General features: G+C 63.0%; 22 protein-coding genes and 1 tRNA gene. 12 read left to right on the forward strand and 11 right to left on the reverse strand.

The window, feature by feature from the left end; genetic code table 11:
* Positions 1–52: 52 nt before the first annotated feature.
* From O7A05_RS09235 to O7A05_RS09275, 9 genes are all read left to right on the forward strand, one after another.
* Positions 53–682 (forward strand): helix-turn-helix domain-containing protein, encoded by a 630-nt coding sequence (locus O7A05_RS09235; RefSeq protein WP_337092688.1) that lies wholly within the window; start codon positions 53–55, stop codon positions 680–682.
* A 127-nt stretch (positions 683–809) separates the two neighbouring features.
* Positions 810–1,292, forward strand: coding sequence for a hypothetical protein (locus tag O7A05_RS09240; protein ID WP_337092689.1), 483 nt, complete (start codon positions 810–812; stop codon positions 1,290–1,292).
* The gene (locus O7A05_RS09245; RefSeq protein ID WP_337092690.1) at positions 1,289–2,272 is read left to right on the forward strand and encodes a YqaJ viral recombinase family nuclease; all 984 of its coding nucleotides are present in this window, start codon (positions 1,289–1,291) and stop codon (positions 2,270–2,272) included. The genes O7A05_RS09240 and O7A05_RS09245 overlap by 4 nt, the downstream gene beginning before the upstream one ends.
* Before the next feature lie 2 nt (positions 2,273–2,274).
* Complete coding sequence (locus O7A05_RS09250; protein WP_337092691.1) at positions 2,275–3,237, forward strand: hypothetical protein; 963 nt, start codon at positions 2,275–2,277, stop codon at positions 3,235–3,237.
* 11 nt (positions 3,238–3,248) lie between these two features.
* Positions 3,249–3,614, forward strand: coding sequence for a helix-turn-helix transcriptional regulator (locus tag O7A05_RS09255; RefSeq protein ID WP_337092692.1), 366 nt, complete (start codon positions 3,249–3,251; stop codon positions 3,612–3,614).
* Complete coding sequence (locus O7A05_RS09260; protein WP_337092693.1) at positions 3,611–3,811, forward strand: hypothetical protein; 201 nt, start codon at positions 3,611–3,613, stop codon at positions 3,809–3,811. Before O7A05_RS09255 ends, O7A05_RS09260 begins: the two co-directional genes overlap by 4 nt.
* A 12-nt stretch (positions 3,812–3,823) precedes the next feature.
* Complete coding sequence (locus tag O7A05_RS09265) at positions 3,824–4,075, forward strand: hypothetical protein (protein WP_337092694.1); 252 nt, start codon at positions 3,824–3,826, stop codon at positions 4,073–4,075.
* Between the two features lie 14 nt (positions 4,076–4,089).
* The gene (locus tag O7A05_RS09270; RefSeq protein WP_337092695.1) at positions 4,090–4,314 is read left to right on the forward strand and encodes a hypothetical protein; all 225 of its coding nucleotides are present in this window, start codon (positions 4,090–4,092) and stop codon (positions 4,312–4,314) included.
* On the forward strand, positions 4,301–4,441 hold the full coding sequence (locus O7A05_RS09275) for a hypothetical protein (RefSeq protein ID WP_337092696.1): 141 nt from the start codon (positions 4,301–4,303) through the stop codon (positions 4,439–4,441). Before O7A05_RS09270 ends, O7A05_RS09275 begins: the two co-directional genes overlap by 14 nt.
* Before the next feature lie 85 nt (positions 4,442–4,526).
* Here O7A05_RS09275 and O7A05_RS09280 read toward each other — a convergent pair whose 3' ends face one another.
* From O7A05_RS09280 to O7A05_RS09290, 3 genes are all read right to left on the reverse strand, one after another.
* Positions 4,527–4,958: a YybH family protein gene (locus O7A05_RS09280; protein WP_337092697.1), complete on the reverse strand. Its 432-nt coding sequence runs from the start codon at positions 4,956–4,958 to the stop codon at positions 4,527–4,529.
* A 106-nt stretch (positions 4,959–5,064) separates the two neighbouring features.
* Positions 5,065–5,610: a group I truncated hemoglobin gene (locus O7A05_RS09285; protein WP_337092699.1), complete on the reverse strand. Its 546-nt coding sequence runs from the start codon at positions 5,608–5,610 to the stop codon at positions 5,065–5,067.
* A gap of 324 nt (positions 5,611–5,934) precedes the next feature.
* Positions 5,935–6,010, reverse strand: a tRNA-Thr gene (locus O7A05_RS09290).
* 336 nt (positions 6,011–6,346) lie between these two features.
* On the opposite strand from O7A05_RS09290, the gene O7A05_RS09295 reads away from it, so the two are divergent.
* Entirely contained in the window at positions 6,347–7,543 is a 1,197-nt protein-coding gene (locus tag O7A05_RS09295) for a hypothetical protein (protein ID WP_337092700.1), read from the forward strand.
* Positions 7,544–7,697: 154 nt separating this feature from the next.
* Here O7A05_RS09295 and O7A05_RS09300 read toward each other — a convergent pair whose 3' ends face one another.
* On the reverse strand, positions 7,698–9,299 hold the full coding sequence (locus tag O7A05_RS09300) for a cisplatin damage response ATP-dependent DNA ligase (protein WP_337092702.1): 1,602 nt from the start codon (positions 9,297–9,299) through the stop codon (positions 7,698–7,700).
* Positions 9,300–9,366: 67 nt separating this feature from the next.
* Entirely contained in the window at positions 9,367–10,377 is a 1,011-nt protein-coding gene (locus O7A05_RS09305; protein ID WP_337092802.1) for a ligase-associated DNA damage response exonuclease, read from the reverse strand.
* Positions 10,378–10,487: 110 nt separating this feature from the next.
* Between O7A05_RS09305 and O7A05_RS09310 the strand changes: the two genes are divergently transcribed.
* Both O7A05_RS09310 and O7A05_RS09315 read left to right on the forward strand, forming a co-directional pair.
* Entirely contained in the window at positions 10,488–11,429 is a 942-nt protein-coding gene (locus tag O7A05_RS09310; protein ID WP_337092703.1) for a class I SAM-dependent DNA methyltransferase, read from the forward strand.
* Between the two features lie 74 nt (positions 11,430–11,503).
* Positions 11,504–11,878 carry a hypothetical protein gene (locus O7A05_RS09315; protein ID WP_224514169.1) on the forward strand — a complete coding sequence of 125 codons (375 nt, stop codon included), beginning with the start codon at positions 11,504–11,506 and terminating at the stop codon, positions 11,876–11,878.
* 123 nt (positions 11,879–12,001) lie between these two features.
* On the opposite strand, the gene O7A05_RS09320 is transcribed toward O7A05_RS09315, so the two are convergent.
* From O7A05_RS09320 to O7A05_RS09345, 6 genes are read right to left on the reverse strand one after another with little or no spacing between them, the layout of a single operon-like run.
* Positions 12,002–12,943 carry a 2-hydroxyacid dehydrogenase gene (locus O7A05_RS09320; RefSeq protein WP_337092704.1) on the reverse strand — a complete coding sequence of 314 codons (942 nt, stop codon included), beginning with the start codon at positions 12,941–12,943 and terminating at the stop codon, positions 12,002–12,004.
* A gap of 40 nt (positions 12,944–12,983) precedes the next feature.
* Entirely contained in the window at positions 12,984–14,612 is a 1,629-nt protein-coding gene (locus O7A05_RS09325) for an ABC transporter ATP-binding protein (protein WP_337092705.1), read from the reverse strand.
* Entirely contained in the window at positions 14,609–15,748 is a 1,140-nt protein-coding gene (locus tag O7A05_RS09330) for an ABC transporter permease (RefSeq protein ID WP_337092707.1), read from the reverse strand. The genes O7A05_RS09325 and O7A05_RS09330 overlap by 4 nt, the downstream gene beginning before the upstream one ends.
* Positions 15,748–16,842 carry a microcin C ABC transporter permease YejB gene (locus O7A05_RS09335; protein ID WP_337092708.1) on the reverse strand — a complete coding sequence of 365 codons (1,095 nt, stop codon included), beginning with the start codon at positions 16,840–16,842 and terminating at the stop codon, positions 15,748–15,750. Before O7A05_RS09335 ends, O7A05_RS09330 begins: the two co-directional genes overlap by 1 nt.
* Positions 16,843–16,872: 30 nt before the next feature.
* The gene (locus O7A05_RS09340; RefSeq protein ID WP_337092709.1) at positions 16,873–18,750 is read right to left on the reverse strand and encodes an extracellular solute-binding protein; all 1,878 of its coding nucleotides are present in this window, start codon (positions 18,748–18,750) and stop codon (positions 16,873–16,875) included.
* On the reverse strand, positions 18,750–20,630 hold the full coding sequence (locus O7A05_RS09345; protein WP_337092710.1) for an extracellular solute-binding protein: 1,881 nt from the start codon (positions 20,628–20,630) through the stop codon (positions 18,750–18,752). Before O7A05_RS09345 ends, O7A05_RS09340 begins: the two co-directional genes overlap by 1 nt.
* Between the last annotated feature and the right edge of the window lie 65 nt (positions 20,631–20,695).

Genomic DNA, 20,695 nt, shown 5'->3' on the forward strand with positions numbered 1-20,695 from the left:
AAGGCTGATACGGACTTGATTCGTTAAGTGCATGAGGGGAGTGTTGAGCGTAATGACGAAGCCCGACGTCGACTGGTTTCGCCGCAAGCTTGAAGAGCACCGGCTTTCGCAATCCGGCCTTGGCCGTATGCTTGGTATCGATAAATCGAGCATGAGCTTGCTTTTGGCCGGCAAGCGCAAACTCACTCTTACCGCCGCCGCCGATATGGCCCGCATCTTGGGCGTTACCGCGACCGAGGTCATGGAACGTTTCGGAGTTCGCGTTGACGGCATCCGGGCCGGCGATGATGTCACGCCCCAAATGCTGCCCTTTGAGGGCTGGATTGATGAAAGCTCCCATGTGATCCCCGACTCGTCCGGGCGCCGCAAGCGCATGGTTGACGTGGGAACGAACGTTGAGCCCGGTTCCAGCGCTTTCCAGTGGCGGACGCCGCAAAGCAAAATGGACGTTCTGGACGGCTGGATAGTGGTGTCTGGCCCGAGGCGCGAGGCCGACGACAAGATGATCGGCCGGGGATGCGTGGTAGGCCTCAAGGGCGGCGACATCATGCTTCGGCTTGTCCGCCGGGGCTACTCGCCAGGTACGCACCTTCTCTTCGGCATCATGGGCACGCCGGACGTGACCGAAGGCGAGGTCGAGTGGTACGCGCCCATTGTGATGATGAAGCCCGCGACGGCCTGATACAGCGCACGTCCGGTTGATAATCTCAAATTCTATCAATCTGTCGCACTTTCCCGATTGACGGCCTCGATAGCGTGTTTGCATATTACAAACAGTTGGCAAAACGCAAACGAAGGATTCGGGGTACATGTTGGTTTCTACAGGCGGGGTTTATCGCTCCCAAGGCGGCAAAAAGGTCGGGCCGTTGCGCCCTTATCGGGAAGGTGAAGACGGGCCGGCGCGCGATATCCTGGGCCGCCTGGCATGGTTTGTAGCCGAGGGTATCGGCGCCTTCGATAAATTCGGCCAGTGGCTAAGCGGCGGTCTTGAAGACGCGAACCACCTTGTCGCGGAATGGGAAGGCCCCGCCGCCATCGACGGCCATATCGAGCGCGGCGCCGCCGACTACGACCTCACCATCGGAACCCTGATCCCGCTCGGAACATTGCTGGCCGAGGTCCGTGTCGCCGGCACGGAAGTGCGGGTCGACGAGGCATGGATTGAAGTTCCGGGCCTCATGCTTACCCTCACCGGCCAACAAATCGGAACACTCGGAGTATACCACGCCGGCCGCTGGCGCACTTATCGCGCCATCATCGAAGCGGCGGCGCTCGCCGAGGTGCGCGCATGAGCAAGGCGCCATATTCCGCCGAGGCCGAATGGTGTTGGCCGCGCAAAGAAAGCACCTGGCACAAACTCCGCAAGCCGGACATCACCGCGACTAGCGCGGCGGCGCTCTTCGGGTGCTCACCCTACATGACGCCGTTTGACATGTTCCACCGGATGGCGGGGAACATCACGGTCGAGTTCGAAGAAACCGAGCGTATGCTTTGGGGTAAGCGTTTGCAAAATGCAATCGCCCTCGGCGTGTGCGCCGACAACGGATGGGAAATCGTAGACGCTCACCCCTTCCTCTACGCCAGGTCCAAGACCGTGGCCGGCATGGGGGCTTCGCCCGACTACATCATCACGGATCCCGCGAGGCCCGAACTTGGGTACGGCGTGCTTGAGATCAAGAACGTCGACCTGTTCGTGGCCGGCAAAGACTGGTCAGAAGACGAAGCCCCGCCGCACATCGAGTTTCAAGTGCAGCATCAGCTTGCCGTCACCGGCTTTATGTGGGGCGTTGTGGCCGGCCTTATCGGCGGCAACACTGTCAAGGCGTTCCGACGCGAGCGTGACGCCGAGGTGATCGCGGAAATCATCAGCCGCGTTGAAGACATGCACGGCCGAGTGAAGCGCGGCGAAGCCCCCGCGGCTGACTACCTCGCCGATTATGAAACCATCCGCACGCTTTACCGGCATGCCACGGTGGCGAAGTCCTTCAACCTCGACCTGCCTGGCGAAGAGCCCGAGCTTGACCCGGCGAAGCTGCAGGAACTTTTCGCCGCGAAGTACGCCGCCGACATCGCGTTCAAAAACGCCAAGGAAGACAAGGAACGCACCTCGGCGGAATTGCTCGATTTCATCAAAGACACGGAAACCGTGTTCGGCGGCGGCTGGAAGCTTTCCGCCAGCACCGTGCACCGCGAAGCGTCGACCGTCACCTACCCCGCAACCTCTTATCGCAACCTTCGGCTTTCGAAGCCGAAGCCAAAGAAAGGCAATTGACTATGACGAATTCAACCGCCGTTGCCGTGGCTTCGCCCCAGGCGCACCGCACCGTTTCCGTGTTCTCCAGTGAAGCCGATTTCACCGCCGGCCAGCGGCTTTGTAAGGCGCTGACAAGCTCCAACCTTGTGCCCGCGAACTATCAGGGTGAGGGCAACATGGGTAACGCCCTGATCGCCCTCGACATGGCGAACCGGATGGGGATTCCGCCCATCATGGTTATGCAGAACCTCAACGTGATCGAGGGCCGGCCTTCGTGGGCCTCGCAATTCGTTATCGGTGCCCTCAACTCTTGCGGCCTGTTTTCGCCGATCCGCTTCCGCAAAGTGAAGCTCGGCGAGCAAGAGGTAACTTATGAGCGATGGGCCGGTCCGAAGGGCAATCGCACGAAAGAGAAGGTCAAGGCCAAGGTCATCAATATCGAGTGCACCGCTTACGCGGTCGAGAAGGCCACCGGCGAAACGCTTGAAGGGCCGACCGTGTCCATCGCCATGGCGGTAGCCGAAGGCTGGTATTTCCGCCCCGGTTCGAAGTGGGTGACGATGCCCGACCTTATGCTGATGTACCGCGCCGCCGCGTTCTTCGGCCGTCTCTACGCCCCGCACATTCTCAACGGCATGCCGAGCGCCGACGAGGTCGCGGACCTCATGGAAATGCGGGACATCACCCCGGCAGCGGCCGAGACGCCGGCAGTAGCGGCCGAGACGGTGGCGCCGAAGGCGAAGCCCGCCGGCCGGCCTCGGGGAGTGCATGCCGCGATGTCAGCGGCGAAGGAAGCCGAGAAGCCGAAGGACAAGGCCCCGGTTGCCGGCCAGGTCATCGACGCCGAGGCGGAAGAGATCCCGCACGACGAGGAAACCGGCGAAATCCTCGATACCGACCCGGACGGTGACGCCGAGCGCGGCGCCGGTGCCGACGATGTCTTCGGCGTTGACGAAGACGACGACGATTTCACCCCGGCTTGAGGTGAACCGCAATGACCGGGATTGAATTTGCTCGCGACCTCCAAATCGCAGCGACCGGCGCCCGCCGGGCGCTGGCGGTGGCGGAAAAGGCGGTTGCGGATTTGACCGCGAAGGCCGAGGCGTTCGCGCTTTCGCTCGGTCAGCCCGGCGACGCCGCCCTGGCCGCTGTAGCCGCTAACGGCGACGCGCTTCTCACTGGCGATGACGTCGCCAGCATCTTGCGGGTGAGCAAAGCCACGCTCGCCCGCTGGCGGGTGCTCGGCACCGGCCCCGGCTATGTCAAGAAACAGGGCCGTATCCTTTACCGGGCCGAGACGGTGGAAAAGTTCGTGACCTCCAAAGAGCGCACCAAGACGCGCGAAGAGGCCAAGTCATGAGCGTGGGCGCCGAGGTCTATACGCGCACCGTCAAGGTGCTTGACGCCTACGAACGGGCCGCCCTGGTCCGTGACAACGATACGGGCCGCGAGGGCTGGATTTCCCTAGCTCACGCGGACCTGTCACCCGCCGGCCCGCTCCACGTCTTGACGGTCTCGGTCGAGGTGGCCCGCGAGGCGGGCTTACTTCCAAACTGATGCGGGGAACCAATGAACGCGGCCGAAGACCTTTCGTTGATCGATGAATTTGACCTTAGCCAGCAATGCCGGGCGATGTCCGCTTTGCAGGCCGAGCGCCAGCGCATCGCCATGCCGGTGGCGGTGATGGAGTTGAAATCGGGCGTTTGCATGAATTCCTTTTACGCCTGGCATGGTGGCTTGAGGGAACCGACCCTTGGTTGCCTGGTCGCCGTGGCTCAAACGCTCGGCTTCGACATCATCATGAGGCGCCGGAAAAAGTGACAACCCTTTCAGAATTGCACGCCGCCGCCGAGCGTAAGGCGGCGGCGGCCGAGGCCATCGTTGCCAAAGAACATGCCGCGCTAGAGGCCGACTTAGCCTTCGCCCGCGAGCACAAGCAAGCGATGGGCGCCGGCTACTGGCAACCCCTTCACCGGGCGAAGCTTCAGGCGAAAACGGCCCGAGCCCTCGCCGATTCCTACGCCGAACTTTTGGGAGAATTGCAGAATGAAAACTCTTGATCGCATCGTCCACGGCATGGCCTACGCCTACGGCGCCGTGCTCGGCGTGGGCTTGGCCTGCACAAGCGGCTCGCTTTTGCCGATCGGCTTGCAAGCGGCCTGCCGATTGCTGGCGCCGCTGTTTTGACAGCCCCGAGACCATGGCGGCGGCGCTCGCGGGCGCCGCTGTGAGGCGTGACGAATGGGGCAAGCGTCGCGCCGTAAAGCTCCTTCTATTCTGAGACTAGGGAAGCGGGCGGGCGGGTTGAGGTTATCGGATCGGCATGACGAAGGATGATCCTCCACGCGCCTTCTTCACGTCGGAAAATGGTAGTGACCCGAAGCGCTAGGGGCACCAATTTGTTGCTCCCGCCGACTTTGGATCGGTATCGCTCGATCTCGATTATGTAGCCTAAATCCGCCGTCGCATACTCGGAGATACGCTCAAAGCCAGTTGCTTGGCCGTCCCGGTAATGGGTGGCGGCCCCATCCATGGTGGCGGCGGCATTTTCCCAGCCCTTCGCCGGGGGCCCGAACGGATTGGCGATAATAACGTCATCCTGTCGCGAGTAGAGATGTTTCAGTGGTTCAGAATCGCCCTTCGCGAAGGCGTCCAAAGCCAGATGATTTTGCTCGATAAATTGAGTCAGGTCAGAGGTTAACATCTTAGCGCCCACGGGTGATCAGTGAGAGAACTTTATCCGAAAAGTCTGTCCGCTGCTCGCGCTATCTCACTTCCTGAAGTACATACACGAGCCTGGGGCCGCGGCTTCAGCCCTTTTCGCGGTAGCCGGCAGTAACCTCGTCTTTGTGCGCGGCGAAGGCTGCCAATACCTCGTCCTTCTCGGGCTTCGGAACCTTGAAGTGGTCCAGGGTGCGCCCGAGCTCGGCTGCGACCTCATCAAATTCCGCAGGAGAGATTTTGAGGCGGCGGTGGGCTTCCTCAAGGCCGAGCGGAGTCGAACCCGGCTTGGTGGCCACAAACTTAAAGGGGCCGCCCGAAACATCGCAGACCCAAAGCGTGCGCATAAACTTGAGGCCGGGCAGCCGTTCGAGGTTCTTGGTGTGCCATTCCCGTAGCTGCGGGTTCTTGGATTTTTGGCCGACAATTGGGTTCTTCACGACGGCGTCGCTGAAGTAATCTACCACGGCCGCGATGGCAAACACGCCACCCAGCCGCTCATACAGACTTTTCTCCGTGGTCTGCTTGGTCTGAGCGAGCGCTTCAGCGGGCAATATAGCCGTCGACGCGGCTGCTGCCGCCAGCACAGCGACGACGCCCCGTCTTGTGAGAGGAATCGAAACAGTCGTTTTCATCTCTGGTCTCCTCCAAGCCAACCAGAGCAAGCCGCAGCATGTCTGGCGGCAAATATCCTAGTGCGTGCTGCACATGTAGGAGAGTCTGGTGCGGCCTTTGGCTTCGTCAAGCTGCTGCTAATGGAACATCATGACATGGGAGAAATTGATTAAATCAGCCGGCGCGGGCAAAGCTATCGCTCTAGGGCGCCGTTGAGGTGTCCAGCCGAAAGCCTTTTGAGATGTTGAAAAAGGCGAACAAATGAGGGCCGGAAATAGTTGGCAGGCTGTTGGCAGGCGTTTTTTCGCTCTAGCCGCTGAAACCCGCAAAGCCTTGAGAAATATTGGTGCCGCTTGCGTGACTCGAACACGCGACCCCATCATTACGAATGATGTGCTCTACCAACTGAGCTAAAGCGGCCCGGGAAGCGCTGAGCTTCCAGAATGGGCTGGGTGATAGACTCAACCGCTCGCTAATTCAAGATGGGCAGCGCTGAATTCCGGTCTTGCCGGCGGCAATTCCGATCTACGGTTACCGCGCGATGGGCGCGGTCGCGGCCCGTGGCGACGTGCGGGCCGGCCGTCCTTTGTGCCCGGCTGGCCGGCGCGGTCGTGCCGGCGGTGACGAAAAATGTTGATTCTTCAACAAAAAATGCCGAAATGGCTTTGGCCGGCAAGGCAGCCGCTCGCCGTTGATTGATTGGTCGTCCGCGGGCAACGATCAGACAACCGGGAGCGAACGCGCAGAGGAGCTCGCTTGGACCCCATCGAGAAAGCGATCCGGAATGCCTTCGAGAAAGGCAATGCCGAGGACCGTGCGTTCCGAGAGAAGGTCTATCGATCGGCCTTTGCCGCGCTCGACCGCGTCCTGCAAGCCAATCCGAACGTCACGGTCGAGGCCGCCATCAGCCGCCGAAAGGCAGTCCAGGCCAAGATCACCGAGATCGAATCGGAGTTCCTGCCGGCCGTGCCAGAGGTGACGCTGCCGCCGGAAAACGTCGCGCCCGCCGGCCATGGCGCGCCGGATCCCCGCGTCGAAGCGCCAGCCGAATCGGCCGCGCCGGCGGTCGATGCGCCGCTACCGCCGTCGCAATCAGCACCCTCCCCCTCGATCACCGTCGACGGCCCGGTACAGCCCGATGCTTCGGACCGGCCGCGCTCGCGCGTGCTGCCGCGCGTGCCCGACATAATGCCGGATGAGACAGCGCTTCCCGATGCGCCCTCGCTCGATGATTCGCCGGGCGCTCCCGTCGGCAACGGCGCCCAGGTCGCGCCTGACCGGGACGAGCGGCGGATCAGGGGCCGGCGCTTGCCGCTGACCGCGATCTTCGTCGTCGCGACATTGCTCGCGGCCGCCGGCATCGGCCTCTATTTCGCCAAGCAGACCGGTGTCTTCAAGACCGCGGCCGAGCTCAATACCGGCCCGCCGGAACCGACGCCGACGTTGGACGACGAGGATTCCTCGCAGCCGGCCGAGCCAGGTTCGCCGCAGAAGCCGGGCGAGGCGGACCAGTCGAAGAACTGGATCAACGTCTTCTCGCCCGCCGACCCGACCCATGTCAGCGCGCCGTCCGACGCCGCCGCCGAGGTGATGAAGGACGACACCGGCCAGTTCCTGCGCATCCGCTCGGGCGCGTCCGGTTCGGCCATTGCCTTCGATGTCGGCCAGGGCGTGCTGGAGAAGCTTGCCGGCAAGCATGCCATGTTCGACATCGTCGCCCGTTCGGAAGAAGGCAAGGAGACGCAGATCTCGATCGACTGCAATTTCGGCGATCTCGGCGATTGCGGCCGCAAGCGCTACGCGGTCGGTCACGAGCGGAACGAATATCTGTTCGACGTGCAGTTCCCGAACAAGCATCCGGGGGCCGCCGGCACCATCGCCGTCAATTCCGACTTCGACCAGAAGGGCAAGTCGGTCGATATTTACGAGATCCGCGTGTCGATCGCGGAGTGATTGCGTCGTTGTACCTGTCCACGCAAGCGCAGCACTCCACCCTTCGCGCCGAGCTCCCATCAAGGGAGGTAGGACATGGCGCCAACCCCTACCTACCCTTGATCGGGAGGTCGCGCCGCAGGCGCGGGTGGGGTGTAGCGCCGGCGCCGATTTCCTAACTATCCAGCAACGCCTGCAGCGTCTCGATGCGGTCGGCTTCCGCCGCCGGCTTGTCCCAGCGCAGCCGTGAGATGCGGGGAAAGCGCATCGCCACGCCCGATTTGTGGCGGGTCGAGCGGTTGAGGCCTTCGAACGCCACCTCCAGCACCAGGCCGTTCCTGCGGTCGGCGCGCACCGAGCGCACCGGGCCGAAACGCTCGATCGTGTTGTCGCGCACATATTTGTCGATCTCTCTCAGCTCCTCGTCGGTGAAGCCGAAATAGGCCTTGCCGACCGGCACCAGCTCTTCCGATCCCTCCGGGCCGGACCAGACGCCGAACGTGTAGTCGGAATAGAAGCTCGAACGCTTGCCGTGGCCGCGCTGCGCATACATCAGCACCGCGTCGATGGTGTGCGGATCGCGCTTCCACTTGAACCAAGGGCCCTTCGGCCGGCCGGCAAGGTAGGGCGAATCCCAGCGCTTCAGCATCACCCCTTCGATGATTGGATGCGGCGGCGCCTGGCGCAGCCGCTCCAGCGTCTCCCAGTCGGAAAACGCGACCAGCGGCGAGAGATCGAAGCGGCTCGGGTCGAGGGTTTTGACGAAAGCATCGAGCCGCTTGCGGCGATCGGCGAAGGGTAGCGCGCGCAGGTCCTCGCCGTCGATCTGCAGCGCGTCGTAGCAGCGCATGAAGGCCGGATATTGCTGCTGGATTTTTGGCGACACGCTCTTGCGGTTCAGTCGCTGCTGCAGATCGGAAAAGGTTCCGGTCGCCTCGCGCGGATCCCCGACCAGCAGCTCGCCGTCCAGCGCCGCCTCGAAATTCATGGCGGCGGCAAGGTCCGGGAAGGCGCCCGACACGTCGTCCCCGGTGCGCGAATAGAGCCGGCGCACACCGCCTTCGCACACCGCCTGCACGCGGATGCCGTCCCACTTCCATTCCGCCCCATAATCGGCCGGGTCGAGCTTTTCGAGGTCGCCATCGTCGACGGCGTTGGAAAGCATCACCGGCCGGAACAGCGCGAGCGCTGCGCTCCTCGGCTTTTCCGCCCGGCCCTCCAGCCAAGCGAACAGCTGGGTGTAAGGCGGCGCCAGACCGTGCCAGAGCTCCTCGATCTCGGCGACGTCGACTTGGCCGAGGTCGGCCAGCGCCTGCTTTGCAAGTCGCGCAGACACGCCGATGCGCAAGCCGCCGGTCACCAGCTTGATAATGGCGAAGCGCGCCGAGATGCTGGCGTCGTCGAGCAGCCGCGCCAGCACCCTGGGACCGTCGGAGCGGCTTGCCGCCTGCAGCCTACCGACCACCTCGGCAAGCGTCGGCACATGATTGGGGATGTGCCCTTGTGGTTGCGGCCAGACCAGCGACACGGTCTCGGCGAGGTCGCCGACATAGTCGTAGGAATAACCGAACAGCACCGGGTCCATGCGCTCCACCACCAGCGCGCGCAGCATCGCCGGCTTCACCGCCGCGATGTTGAGATCGCCCGTGATCGCCGCCAGCGCCAGCCCGCGATCGGGATCCTCGACGCTGCGGAAATAGTCGGTCAGCAGCGTCAGCTTGCCGTTGCGCGACGGTGTCAGCACGAGACGGTCGAGGAGCTCGGCGAAGCGGTTCATGGGCACGCAGCTCGCGGGACTTGGCGTTCCGGCGCGGCGTTGCCAATTCCCGCATCAAGAATCGCCATCAATCGCCCTCGTCCTCATAGCCAACGAGATGCAGCGGCCGCGCCGCGATGCCCTCCAGTTCGCACCAGCGCACCAGCGCCTCCTCGCGGCCATGCGTGACCCAGATTTCCTCCGCGCCGGTTTCCTTGATCGTGATGATCAGCTCGTCCCAATCGGCGTGGTCGGAAATGATCAGCGGCAGCTCGACGCCGCCTTGCTTGGCGCGCTGGCGGATGCGCATCCAGCCCGAGGCGAAGCAGGAGATCGGGTCGGGAAAACGCCGCGCCCAGCGGTCGGCGAAGGCCGACGGCGGCCCGACGACGATGGCGCCGGCAAAATCGGCCTTGCCGCGGCTTTCAACAGTCGCTGGCTCGAGCTGCCCAAGATCGATGCCCTGGCTTTGATAATATTCGCTGAGCTTCGCCAGCGCGCCATGGATATAGATCGGACTGTCATAGCCGGCGTCGCGCAACAGCCGCATCACGCGCTGCGCCTTGCCGAGCGCGTAGGCGCCGATCAGATGCGAGCGTTCGGGAAATTGCGCCGCCGATCTGAGCACGCGCGCGATCTCCTCATGGTCCGGCGGATGGCGGAACACCGGCAGGCCGAAGGTCGCTTCGGTGATGAAGACATCGCACCGGATGGGCTCGAACGGCAGGCAGGTGGCATCGTTCTGACGCTTGTAGTCGCCGGAGGCGACGATGCGCATGCCCCCATGCTCGACGCAGATCTGCGCCGAGCCCAGCACATGCCCGGCCGGATGGAAGGTGACGGCGACGCCGTTGATGTCGAGTGTTTCGCCGAGCGCAGCGGCCTGCGTCGTTCCGGCGAAATCCTCGCCATAACGCAGCCCCATGATGTCGAGCGTCTCTTGCGTGGCCAGCACCGAGCGGTGGCCGGAGCGCGCATGGTCGGAATGGCCATGCGTGATCAGCGCCCGCCCGACGGGCCGCACCGGATCGATGAAGAAATCGCCGGGCGGGCAGTAGAGGCCCTCCGGCCGGGGCTTGAGCAGGTCGCTGGCGCGCATGGCTTTGAACATAGTGGCTAAATTCCGCGCGGGAAGCCTGTTGCAAGAGACTGCTGACTCGTCCTACAGCCCCTTGCCGGCTCCGCCTCGCCGGTGGGATTCTTCAAAAGATGAAACCGCTCCAGGCCTCGTCGGGCGATTTTAACGCCGACCGTCGCGCCGATTTCGCCGAGATGCTGCTCGCCTCGGGCGAGCCGGCGCAGGCGGCCGAACTTTTGCTCGGCGCGATGGAACTGGCGCCGCAATGGGCCGCGGGCTGGTTTCGCCTCGGCGAGATGCAGGAGGCGGCTAACCTGCTCGACCAGGCCGCGCAGGCCTGGGCCATGGCGGTGAAGCTGGACCCCGCGGATCGCCTTGGCGCGGCGCTCAAGCTTCAACTGATCGGCAAGGCGCCGGCCGCAGCGGCGCCGCCCAGCGCCTTCGTCGAGACCTTGTTCGATCACTATGCCGACAGTTTCGAGGACTCGCTTGTCCAAAAACTCGGCTACGGGCTGCCGGATTTTCTTGAGCGCGCCATCCGCAAGGCAAGGCCCTTCCGGTTCCGGCTGGCGCTCGACCTCGGCTGCGGCACCGGCCTGATGGGCGAAAGGCTGCGGCCGCTCGCCGACCGACTGGAGGGCTACGACATCTCGGCCGGCATGCTGAAGAAGGCGAAGGCCAAGGGCATCTATGACCGGCTGGCCAAGGCCGACCTCCAGCATTTCTTTTACACAGGTGACAGGGCTGACCTCGTGGTCGCAGCCGACGTGTTCATCTATCTTGGCGCGCTCGAACGCATTGTCGGCGCGGTCGCGAACATGCTTGCCGAGGATGGCCTGTTCGCCTTTTCGCTCGAGACGCTTGCCGGCGGCGAGGATTTCGCCCTTTTGCCGTCACGGCGTTATGCCCATTCCGAGGCCTATGCGCGGCGCCTGCTTTGCGCCAACGGGCTTGCAGTCCTGTCGCTGGAAAGCATGGTTATCCGGCACGACCGGCGTGATCCGGTCGAAGGTCTGGCCATCCTGGCCGGCGTGCCCGCGGCCGCCGAGATGGGGAATCCGGCAACGGCATGAGGTCGGCCTTGCTGCGAAAAAGCCTGAATGGCATGGTCCGGGTTGCGCGGGGCGGATACCATGAGGAGATATCCATGCGCTGGACCATGGTTGCATTGGCATCTTGCCTGACGGTCGCCGGCTGTGTCGGCGGCACGTCGATGGCCGAGCGTCAGGACGAGGATGTCCAATCCTCATTGCAATATGACGATGTGCCTTGCGACCAATTACTGGCGCAGCGCAATCAACTGGCGCGGCAGAACAATCTGCCCGTCACCGCCAAGCCGAGCTTCTCCAATCCGGCGATGGGCTTCGGCCCGTTCATACCTGACACGCGCTCCAAGGCGCAGCGCGCCAGCAACAAGGCGAGCGGCGAGATCGACGCCATGAACCGCTCGATCGAACGCCGCGACTGCGGCAAGCCGAAGAAGAAGGAGACGCTCGGGCTGCCCGGCTCGAAGCCTTCCTGAGAATTTGCGACCCGCCTGCAACCGACCGGATCGCCGGATTTTTCGCCGACCTTTCTTGTTTGATCTCTAAAATCAAAGAGATAGATGTCACCCGAAAACCGCTGCACTTTGCGGCATCATGCTCTAATACCCCGCCTCGCGGTCGACCAGGTTCTCGAGCTTCTCGCCGCGCTCGAAGGCTGCCATCTGGCGCAGCATGATCGGCACCAGATGAGCCGGATCCGACGTCGCCGCCGCATGCGGCGTGACGAACACTTTCGGATGGCTCCACAGCGGGCTGGTCTTCGGCAGCGGCTCGACCTCGAACACGTCGAGGCTCGCTTCCTTCAGCGTGCCGTCCTCCAGCGCGCGCACGATGTCGGCATCCTTCTGCAGACGCCCGCGCCCGGCATTGATCAGCACGGCGCCGCCAAGGCCGTTGCGCCGGCGCAGTTCCTTGAGCAGCCCGTAATTGACGATGCCTTGGGTCTGCGGCGTGAGCGGCAAGAGCACGACCAGGATATCGGTGGCGTTGAGGAACGGGATCAGCCCCGCCTCGCCGGCATAGGTCGAAATGCCCTTCATCGGCCGTTCGCTGCGCGACCATCCGTTGACGGCGAAGCCGAGCGACAACAACGCCGAAGCCGCGGCGCGGCCGAGACTGCCAAGCCCCATGATGCCGACGGAGACGTCGCCGGCTACCCGTTGCGGCGGCTCGTGCCAGATCTTCTTCTGCTGCTGGGCCCGGTAAAGCGAGGCCTGACGATGATGGTCGAGCACGCGCCAGACGACATATTCCATCATGTGCTGGGTAAGATTGTCGGCGACGACCTTAACGATCGGCACGTCGGGCAGGCCGGGATCGGCAAAGATGTGGTCGACGCCGGCGCCGATCGAGAAGATGGCGCGCAGATTGGGAAGCGATTTGAGAAGGTTGGGCTTCTGCTTCCACACCACCGCATAGGTGATCGACGGATCGTCGGCGCCGTTCGGCTCCAGCACGACCTCGCGCTCGGCCGAGAGCAGTTCGTGCCAGCGCTGCGGGTGGATGCCCGTGAGGGCAAGCAGGATTTTGCCTTTTTCCATTCTCGGATTTTTCTTCCCTGTTTCTCCAGTGCGGGTCGGGTTACTCGCTGACCACGCCGGTCGGTGCGGTCTCGATCTTGAAGGCCGCCGCCATCAGCGCCCGCGTATAGTCGGTTTGCGGGTTGCTGAAAATCTGCTCGGAAGGTCCCGCCTCGACGATCTGGCCATTGCGCATGACGATGACGTCATTGGCAAGGGCGCGGACGACCTTGAGGTCGTGGCTGATGAAGAGATAGGCGAGATTGTGCTTGGCCTGAAGGCTGCGCAAAAGGTCGACCACCTGCGCCTGCACGCTCATGTCGAGCGCCGAAGTCGGCTCGTCGAGCATGACGAAGCGCGGGTTGAGCACCATGGCGCGGGCGATGGCGACGCGCTGGCGCTGGCCTCCGGAAAACTCGTGCGGGTAGCGGTGGCGCGTTGCGGGATCGAGGCCGACTTCCTTCAGCACGGCGACCACCTTGTCGTCGCGCTGGTCGGCCGAGAGTTTCGGCTCGTGGATCTTCAGCCCTTCCTCGATGATCTCGGAGACCGAGAGGCGCGGGCTGAGCGATCCGAACGGATCCTGGAAGACGATCTGCAATTCGCGTCGCAGCGGCCGCATGGCGCCGAAGGAGAGCTGGTTGATGTCGCGTCCGTTGAAATTGATCGTGCCGGTCGAGGAGATCATCCGCGCGAGCGCCAAGCCCAGCGTCGTCTTGCCCGAGCCGGATTCGCCGACCACGCCCAGCGTCTGGCCGGCCCGAACCGTGACGTCGATGCCGTCCACGGCCTTTACGTGGTCGACCGTGTTGCGGAAGAAACCCTTCTTGATGGGGAACCAGACCTTGATGTCCTTGCCCGTCATGACGGATTTGGCGCCCGGGTTGGCTGCGGGCGGCTTGCCCTTCGGCTCGGCGGCGAGCAGATGCTTGGTGTAGTCGTGCTGCGGGTTGGTGAAGATTTCCTTGGTCGGGCCGCTCTCGACGATCTTGCCCTTGGTCATGACGCAGACGCGGTCGGCGATCCTGCGCACGATGCCGAGATCGTGCGTGATGAACAGGAGCGACATGCCCTTGCGGCTCTTCAGCTTGGCCAGCAGTTCCAGGATTTGCGCCTGCACGGTGACGTCGAGCGCGGTCGTCGGCTCGTCGGCGATCAAAAGCTCCGGCTCGTTGGCCAAGGCCATGGCGATCATGACGCGCTGGCGCTGGCCGCCGGAGAGCTGGTGCGGATAGGCGTCGAGGCGTTTCTGCGGATCGCGGATGCCGACCTCAGTGAGCAGCTCCAGCGTGCGCGCGCGCGCCGGTGCGTCGCGCAGGCCCTGATGCAGTTGCAGCACCTCGACGATCTGCTGCTCGATCGTGTGCAGCGGGTTGAGCGAGGTCATCGGCTCCTGGAAGATCATAGTGATCTTGTTGCCGCGCACGCTGCGCAACGCCTTCTCGTTCATGGCGAGCAAATCGGCGCCGCCGAACAGGATCTTGCCCGACGGATGACTGGCGGCCGGATAGGGCAGGAGCTTCAGCACCGACAGCGCCGAGACCGATTTCCCGGAGCCGGATTCGCCGACCAGGGCGAGCGTCTCGCCCTTGGCGATGTCGAATGAGATATGGTCGACGGCGATCTCCTGCTTGCCGCCCTGCGTGAAGGCGACGCTCAGGTCCTGGACGGAAAGCAGGGCTTGGCTCATTTGAACGTCTTGCGCGGATCGAAGGCGTCGCGCGTCGCCTCGCCGATGAAGACCAGCAGGGACAGCATCAGCGAGATCACGATGAAGCCGGAGATGCCGAGCCAGGGGGCGTTGAGGTTGCGCTGCGCCTGTTTCAGCAATTCACCGAGCGAGGCCGAGCCGGGCGGCAGGCCGAAGCCGAGGTAGTCGAGCGAGGTCAGCGTCGAGATTGAGCCCGAGAGAAGGAAGGGCAGGAAGGTCAGCGTCGCCACCATGGCGTTCGGCAACAGGTGGCGGAACATGATGGTGAGGTTCGGCACGCCAAGCGCGCGCGCCGCGTTGACATATTCGAAGTTGCGCGCGCGCAGGAATTCGGCCCGCACCACTCCGACCAGCGCCACCCATGAAAACAACAGCAGCAGGCCGAGCAGGATGAAGAAGCCGGGCGGCAGGATGGCGGAAATGATGAGCAGCAGATAGAGCACCGGGATCGCCGACCAGATCTCGATGAAGCGCTGGAAGAGAAGGTCGGTCCAACCGCCGAAATAGCCTTGCACCGCGCCGGCCGCGACGCCGATCAGCGAGGAGCCAAGCGTCAGAATCAGGCCGAACAGAACCGAGATGCGGAAGCCATAGAGCACCCGCGCCAGCACGTCGCGGGCCTGGTCGTCGGTGCCCAGCCAGTTCCAGTTGCCGACGGTGCAGTTAGCATCGGCCTCGCCTTGCGGATACTGGCTGCAGCGGGTCTTCTTGTCGTAAAACCAGGACGGCTTTGCCGGCGCCGGTTCCGGAATGGCGTTGTTGACCGTCTGATAGGAATAACGGACCGGCGGCCAGATCATCCAGCCATTGGAGTTGATCTCGTCCTGGATCACCGGATCGCGATAATCGGTGACGGCATAGAAACCGCCGAACTTCTCCTCCGGATAGGCGACCAGGACCGGAAACAGGATCTCGCCCTTGTAGGAGGCGATGATCGGCTTGTCGTTGGCGATCAGCTCGGAAAACAGCGACAGCACGAACAGGAACAAAAAGATCCAGAGCGACCAGTAGCCGCGCCTGTTGGCCTTGAAATTCTGCAACCGCCTCTGGTTGAGCGGCGACAGAAATGGCCTGCGGGGCCGCGCCGGCGCGCTTTCGATCGCGGCCTCGGCCATCAGATGTCTCTCCGCTCGAAGTCGATGCGCGGATCGACCCAGGTGTAGATCAGGTCGGACAAAAGGCCAACGAACAGGCCAAGCAGCGAGAAGATGTAGAGGGTGGCAAACACCACCGGATAGTCGCGGTCGATCACCGACTTGAAGCCAAGCAGGCCGAGGCCGTCGAGCGAGAAGATGTTCTCGATCAGCAGCGAGCCGGTGAAGAAGGCCGAGATGAAGGCGCCGGGAAAGCCGGCGATCACGATCAGCATGGCGTTGCGGAAGACGTGGCCGTAGAGCACTTTGCGCTCCGACAAGCCCTTGGCGCGCGCCGTCACGACATACTGCTTGCGGATTTCCTCGAGGAAGGAGTTCTTGGTGAGCAGGGTGGTCGTTGCGAAGGCCGAGAGCACGAGCGCCGTCAGCGGCAGCGTCATGTGCCAGAAATAGTCGGCGATCTTGCCCGGCCAGGACAGCTGATCCCAATTGTCCGAAACGATGCCGCGCAGCGGAAACCAGTCCCAGAACGAACCGCCCGCGAACAGCACCATGAGCATGATGCCGAACAGGAAGCCGGGAATGGCATAGCCGACGATGACGACGCCGCTTGTCCATACGTCGAACGTCGAGCCGTCCTTCACCGCCTTGCGGATGCCGAGCGGGATCGAGATCAGGTAGGATAAAAGCGTGATCCAGAGGCCGATGGATATGGAGACGGGCATCTTCTCCAGGATCAGGTTCAGCACCGAGATGTCGCGGAAATAGCTGTCGCCGAAATCGAAGCGGATATAGTTCCACAGCATCATGCCGAAGCGCTCGAGCGGCGGCTTGTCGAAGCCGAACTGCTTTTCCAGCTTCTTGATGAATTCGGGATCGAGCCCCTGCGCGCCGCGATATTTCGAGCCGACATCGCCGGCTGCGTCGAAATTGCCGCCGCCGGCGTCGCCGCCACCGCTGCCGAGGCGATCGTTGCCGCCCTGGTTGGTCAGCCGGGCAATCACCTGCTCGACCGGGCCGCCCGGCGCGAACTGGATGACCGCGAAGGAGATCGCCATGATGCCGAACAGCGTCGGGATCATGAGAAGAATGCGGCGCAGGATATAGGCGCCCATCAGGCGACGGGGCCCGCGCGAACAGTGATGTCAGGCTTTGCCAATCTTTGCCGCCTTGCCCTTGTCGAACCACCACAGCGCCTCGACCGGAAAGCCGAAATCGGGTTTCTGTTCGGGGAAGCCGAACATGTCCCAATAGGCGCTTCGGTGATTCGCCAGATACCAACTTGGAATCCAATCGCGTCGCGCGCGCAAGGCCCGGTCCAACGCACGCATGGCGGTGGTCAGGCTTTCACGATCCTTGGCGGCGCCGACGGCATCGATCAGCGCATCGACTGCGGGGCTTGCAACGCCCGACAGGTTGCGCGAGCCCGATACTGCGGCGCTGCGCGAGTGAAAGAAAATTTCCAGATCGTCGCGGGTCGGCGTGGCGCTGAAATTGAAGGCGGCCGAGAGCAGGTCGAAATCGAATGTCGATTGCCTGAGCTGGTACTGCGCCGAATCCACCAGGCGGATCGAGGCATCGATGCCGATGGCCTTCATGTTGGCGATCCAGGGCGAATAGACCTGCACGAAAGTTTCGTCGTCGACCAGAAATTCGGCGGCCAGCCGCCCGCCCTTGTCATTGACCACGAAATCGCCGGAGCGCTTCCAGCCGGCCTCGGCGAGCAGTTTCAGCGCCGCGCTCAGTTGCTTGCGGTCCCGCCCGGACCCGTCCGACGGCGGTTGCGTCACCGCTTCGCCGAAAGTCTCCGGCGGCAGCTGGTCGCGCAGCGGCTCAAGCAGCGCCAGCTCCTGCGGCGTCGGCATGCCCGCGGCACGGAAGTCGGATTTTTCGAAGCAGGATTGCGAGCGCTCATAGGAACCATAGAAGAAGTTGCGCCGTGTCCATTCGAAATCGAAGCAGAGCGCGATCGCTTGCCGCACGCGTGGATCCTTGAACTGCTCACGCCGCTGGTTGACCGCGGTGGCCTGCATGGAAGGCACCGTTTCGGCGGGGAATTCGTGCTTGACCACCTTGCCTGCGGTAAAAGCTGGAAAGTCGTAGGCCGTCGCCCAGACGCGCGACGTAAACTCCTCGCGGTAGAGGATCTCGCCCTTCTTGAAAGCCTCGAACCCGGCCGCGCGATCCTGGTAGAATTCGATGCGGATACGCCCGAAATTGTTCTGGCCGCGATTGACCGGCAGGTCGTTGCCCCAATAGTCGAACACGCGCTCATATTCGATCCAGGCGCCGGCCGACCAGCGCCCGACCTTATAGGCGCCTGAGCCGAGCGGCGGATTGAGCTGCGAGGAATCGAACGGGTTGGCCGCAAAGAAGGCCTTCGAAAGGATAGGGAATCCGACCACATTGAGGATCGTGCGGGCCGATTGCTTGCCGGAGAATTTGAGCTCGACCGTGTGGGTGTCCTTCGCCACCGCGTCATCCAGATGCGTCAGTGACAGCGCGTAGTCCGGATGCCCTTTGTCTTTCAGCAGCTTGAAGGTGAAGGCAACATCGTCGGCGGCGAGTGGCGTGCCGTCATGGAAGCGCGCCTGCGGGCGCAGCGAGAAGGTGAAGGTGTTGCGGTCGTCGGAAATCGTGACACCGTCGGCGATCAGTCCATAGACCGCGTCCGGCTCGTCGAGCGCCCGCACCATCAAGGAATCGAAGCACATCTCCATGCGCTGCGGGGAATCGCCCTTGGGGACGAACGAATTCAGCGTGTTGAAGGTCTGCGGGCTCTGGTTGGCGCCCCAGTTAGGCGGCGAGAAGTTGAAGGTGCCGCCCTTGGGCGCATCGACATTGACATAGTCGAAATGCGTGAAGTCGGGCTTGTATTTGAGGTCGCCGAAGGCCGACAGGCCGTGCAGCTTGTCGCCGGTCGGGGTGTCGGCAAAGGCCCGGGCCGGCAGCAACGTGGCGGCCGTGGCCGCGGCGCCGAGCGCGAGGAAGTCGCGGCGAGGAAGCAGAGTCCGCCGCCGCATCAATTGACGCCTTTGTACTTGGCGGCCAGCGCCTTTTCCTTCCCGGGGTCGATCCACCAGGAATCGATGTCCGCGCCGCGGTAACTGGGCTGCATCTGTGGCATGCCGAACTTGTTCCAGTAGGCCAGCCAAATCACCGCGCGATAGTATTGCGGAACGACGTAGTAGTTCCACAGAAGGACACGGTCGAGCGCATGGGTCGCGGCGACGAGGTCGTCTCGATCGGTGGCGAAGATGATGCGGTCCACGAGAGCATCGACGACCGGATTCTTTATCCCGGAGTAGTTGCGCGATCCCGGCGTGTCGGCGGCCTTCGAACTCCAGAAATCGCGTTGCTCGTTGCCTGGTGATTCCGACTGCTGTAGCTGGCTAGTGATGACGTCATAATCGAAATTATTGACGCGGTTGATGTACTGCGTCTGGTCGATCATGCGCAGATTGGCGTCGACGCCGATCTTGCGCAGATTGGCGATCCAGGGGCTGGAGATCACTTGATCGGTGTCGTTCCAGCCAAGGATCTCCAATTTGAACAGTTCGCCGGTCTTGGCGTTCACCATCTTGCCGCCCTTGATCACCCAGCCCGCCTGGGCAAAGAGGTCGACCGCCCGCTTCAGGTATTTCCGCTCCGCCTGCGGCGAGTCATAGACTGGTAGTTTGAACTCTTGCGTGAACAACTCGGGCGGCAGCTTGTCGCGGTATTTTTCGAGGATCTCCAGCTCCTTGCCCTGCGGCAGTCCGCTCGACGCCAGCTCCGTGCCCTGGAAATAACTATGGGTGCGTGTGTTCGAATTGTAGAAGAGCGTGCGGTTCATCGTTTCGAAATCGAACGGAAGCGTCAGAGCCTCACGCACCAGGCGGTCTTGGAACAGCGGTCGTCTCTGGTTGAGTATGAAGGCCTGCATGGGTTCCGGGGAGGTGGTCTTGAACACCTGCTTGACCACGTCGCCGGCGCTCACCGCCGGAAAATTATACGCCGTATTCCATCGCCGAGAGCTGTTTTCCGGCTTGATGTCGTCCAGCCCACCCTTGGTGAAGGCTTGCCAGGCGGCATTGTCGTCAAGGATGTAGGTGAAGCGCTGGGTGTCGAAATTCTCGCGGCCGATCTTCACCGGCAGCTTGGCGCCCCAATAATCCGGCACGCGCTGCCAGACGATCTCCGAGCCCGGCTTGAAGCTGGCGATCTTGTAGGCGGCGGAGCCCAGCGGCGGCTCCAGCGTCGGCCTGGTGATGTCGCGCTTCTTGCCGCTGGCATCCGTGCCTTCCCACCAGTGCTTCGGCAAAACCACCAGATCGCCCATGATCTTGGGCAGCTCGCGGTTGCCCTTCTGGTTGAAATGGAATTCGACCTCGCGGTCGGAGATCGCCACAGCGTCGGTGACGCTCTCGAAATAACGGTTATATTGCGGGGCGTTCGCTTTCAGCACATTGAACGACCAGACCACGTCATCGACGGTGATCGGCTGGCCGTCGTGCCATTTTGCTCGCGGATCGAGTCGGTAGGTCGCGGATGAATAGTCGGCCGGATATTTGTAGGCCTCGGCGACCAGCCGGTGGCTGACGCTGCCCTCGTCGGTGGCCTGGTCCATCAGCGTGTCATAGAGCAGTCCGCCGCCGAAACCGACCAGCCCCGCGGCAGGCGATCCCTGCACGATGTAGGGGTTGAAGCTGTCGAAGGTGCCGGTGACCACGGAGTTGTAGGTGCCGCCCTTCGGAGCATCCGGATTGACGTAGTCGTAATGCTGGAAATTCTCGCCATATTTTGAAGGCCCGATCAGCGACGACGTCGTGCGCCACTCATCGGCGAAGCCGGCCTGCAGGCTGGCGGCGAAGGCGAACACCAATGCCGATGCGAAAAGCGTGCGGAAACGGCCAACCTTCATGCGTTCTCCTCGTCGCGAGCCCTGGAGCGTTCATCGTTTTATGGGAACGATGGCCGCTCTATCGC

The sequence above is a fragment of the Mesorhizobium argentiipisi (SeqCode) genome (assembly GCF_037179585.1).
GTDB classification, from domain to species: Bacteria; Pseudomonadota; Alphaproteobacteria; order Rhizobiales; family Rhizobiaceae; genus Mesorhizobium; species Mesorhizobium argentiipisi.

What these genes read in the sequence shown, in the direction of transcription:
- O7A05_RS09260 (WP_337092693.1), top strand. Translation starts at nt 3,611, where the DNA reads ATGAGCGTGGGCGCCGAGGTCTATACGCGCACCGTCAAGGTGCTTGAC.
- O7A05_RS09245 (WP_337092690.1), top strand. Translation starts at nt 1,289, where the DNA reads ATGAGCAAGGCGCCATATTCCGCCGAGGCCGAATGGTGTTGGCCGCGC.
- O7A05_RS09300 (WP_337092702.1), bottom strand. Translation starts at nt 9,299, where the DNA reads ATGAACCGCTTCGCCGAGCTCCTCGACCGTCTCGTGCTGACACCGTCG.
- O7A05_RS09325 (WP_337092705.1), bottom strand. Translation starts at nt 14,612, where the DNA reads ATGAGCCAAGCCCTGCTTTCCGTCCAGGACCTGAGCGTCGCCTTCACG.
- O7A05_RS09340 (WP_337092709.1), bottom strand. Translation starts at nt 18,750, where the DNA reads ATGCGGCGGCGGACTCTGCTTCCTCGCCGCGACTTCCTCGCGCTCGGC.
- O7A05_RS09235 (WP_337092688.1), top strand. Translation starts at nt 53, where the DNA reads ATGACGAAGCCCGACGTCGACTGGTTTCGCCGCAAGCTTGAAGAGCAC.
- O7A05_RS09280 (WP_337092697.1), bottom strand. Translation starts at nt 4,958, where the DNA reads ATGTTAACCTCTGACCTGACTCAATTTATCGAGCAAAATCATCTGGCT.
- O7A05_RS09285 (WP_337092699.1), bottom strand. Translation starts at nt 5,610, where the DNA reads ATGAAAACGACTGTTTCGATTCCTCTCACAAGACGGGGCGTCGTCGCT.
- O7A05_RS09315 (WP_224514169.1), top strand. Translation starts at nt 11,504, where the DNA reads ATGCGCTGGACCATGGTTGCATTGGCATCTTGCCTGACGGTCGCCGGC.
- O7A05_RS09275 (WP_337092696.1), top strand. Translation starts at nt 4,301, where the DNA reads ATGAAAACTCTTGATCGCATCGTCCACGGCATGGCCTACGCCTACGGC.
- O7A05_RS09255 (WP_337092692.1), top strand. Translation starts at nt 3,249, where the DNA reads ATGACCGGGATTGAATTTGCTCGCGACCTCCAAATCGCAGCGACCGGC.
- O7A05_RS09305 (WP_337092802.1), bottom strand. Translation starts at nt 10,377, where the DNA reads ATGCGCGCCAGCGACCTGCTCAAGCCCCGGCCGGAGGGCCTCTACTGC.
- O7A05_RS09240 (WP_337092689.1), top strand. Translation starts at nt 810, where the DNA reads ATGTTGGTTTCTACAGGCGGGGTTTATCGCTCCCAAGGCGGCAAAAAG.
- O7A05_RS09265 (WP_337092694.1), top strand. Translation starts at nt 3,824, where the DNA reads ATGAACGCGGCCGAAGACCTTTCGTTGATCGATGAATTTGACCTTAGC.
- O7A05_RS09335 (WP_337092708.1), bottom strand. Translation starts at nt 16,842, where the DNA reads ATGGGCGCCTATATCCTGCGCCGCATTCTTCTCATGATCCCGACGCTG.
- O7A05_RS09330 (WP_337092707.1), bottom strand. Translation starts at nt 15,748, where the DNA reads ATGGCCGAGGCCGCGATCGAAAGCGCGCCGGCGCGGCCCCGCAGGCCA.
- O7A05_RS09250 (WP_337092691.1), top strand. Translation starts at nt 2,275, where the DNA reads ATGACGAATTCAACCGCCGTTGCCGTGGCTTCGCCCCAGGCGCACCGC.
- O7A05_RS09320 (WP_337092704.1), bottom strand. Translation starts at nt 12,943, where the DNA reads ATGGAAAAAGGCAAAATCCTGCTTGCCCTCACGGGCATCCACCCGCAG.
- O7A05_RS09345 (WP_337092710.1), bottom strand. Translation starts at nt 20,630, where the DNA reads ATGAAGGTTGGCCGTTTCCGCACGCTTTTCGCATCGGCATTGGTGTTC.
- O7A05_RS09310 (WP_337092703.1), top strand. Translation starts at nt 10,488, where the DNA reads ATGAAACCGCTCCAGGCCTCGTCGGGCGATTTTAACGCCGACCGTCGC.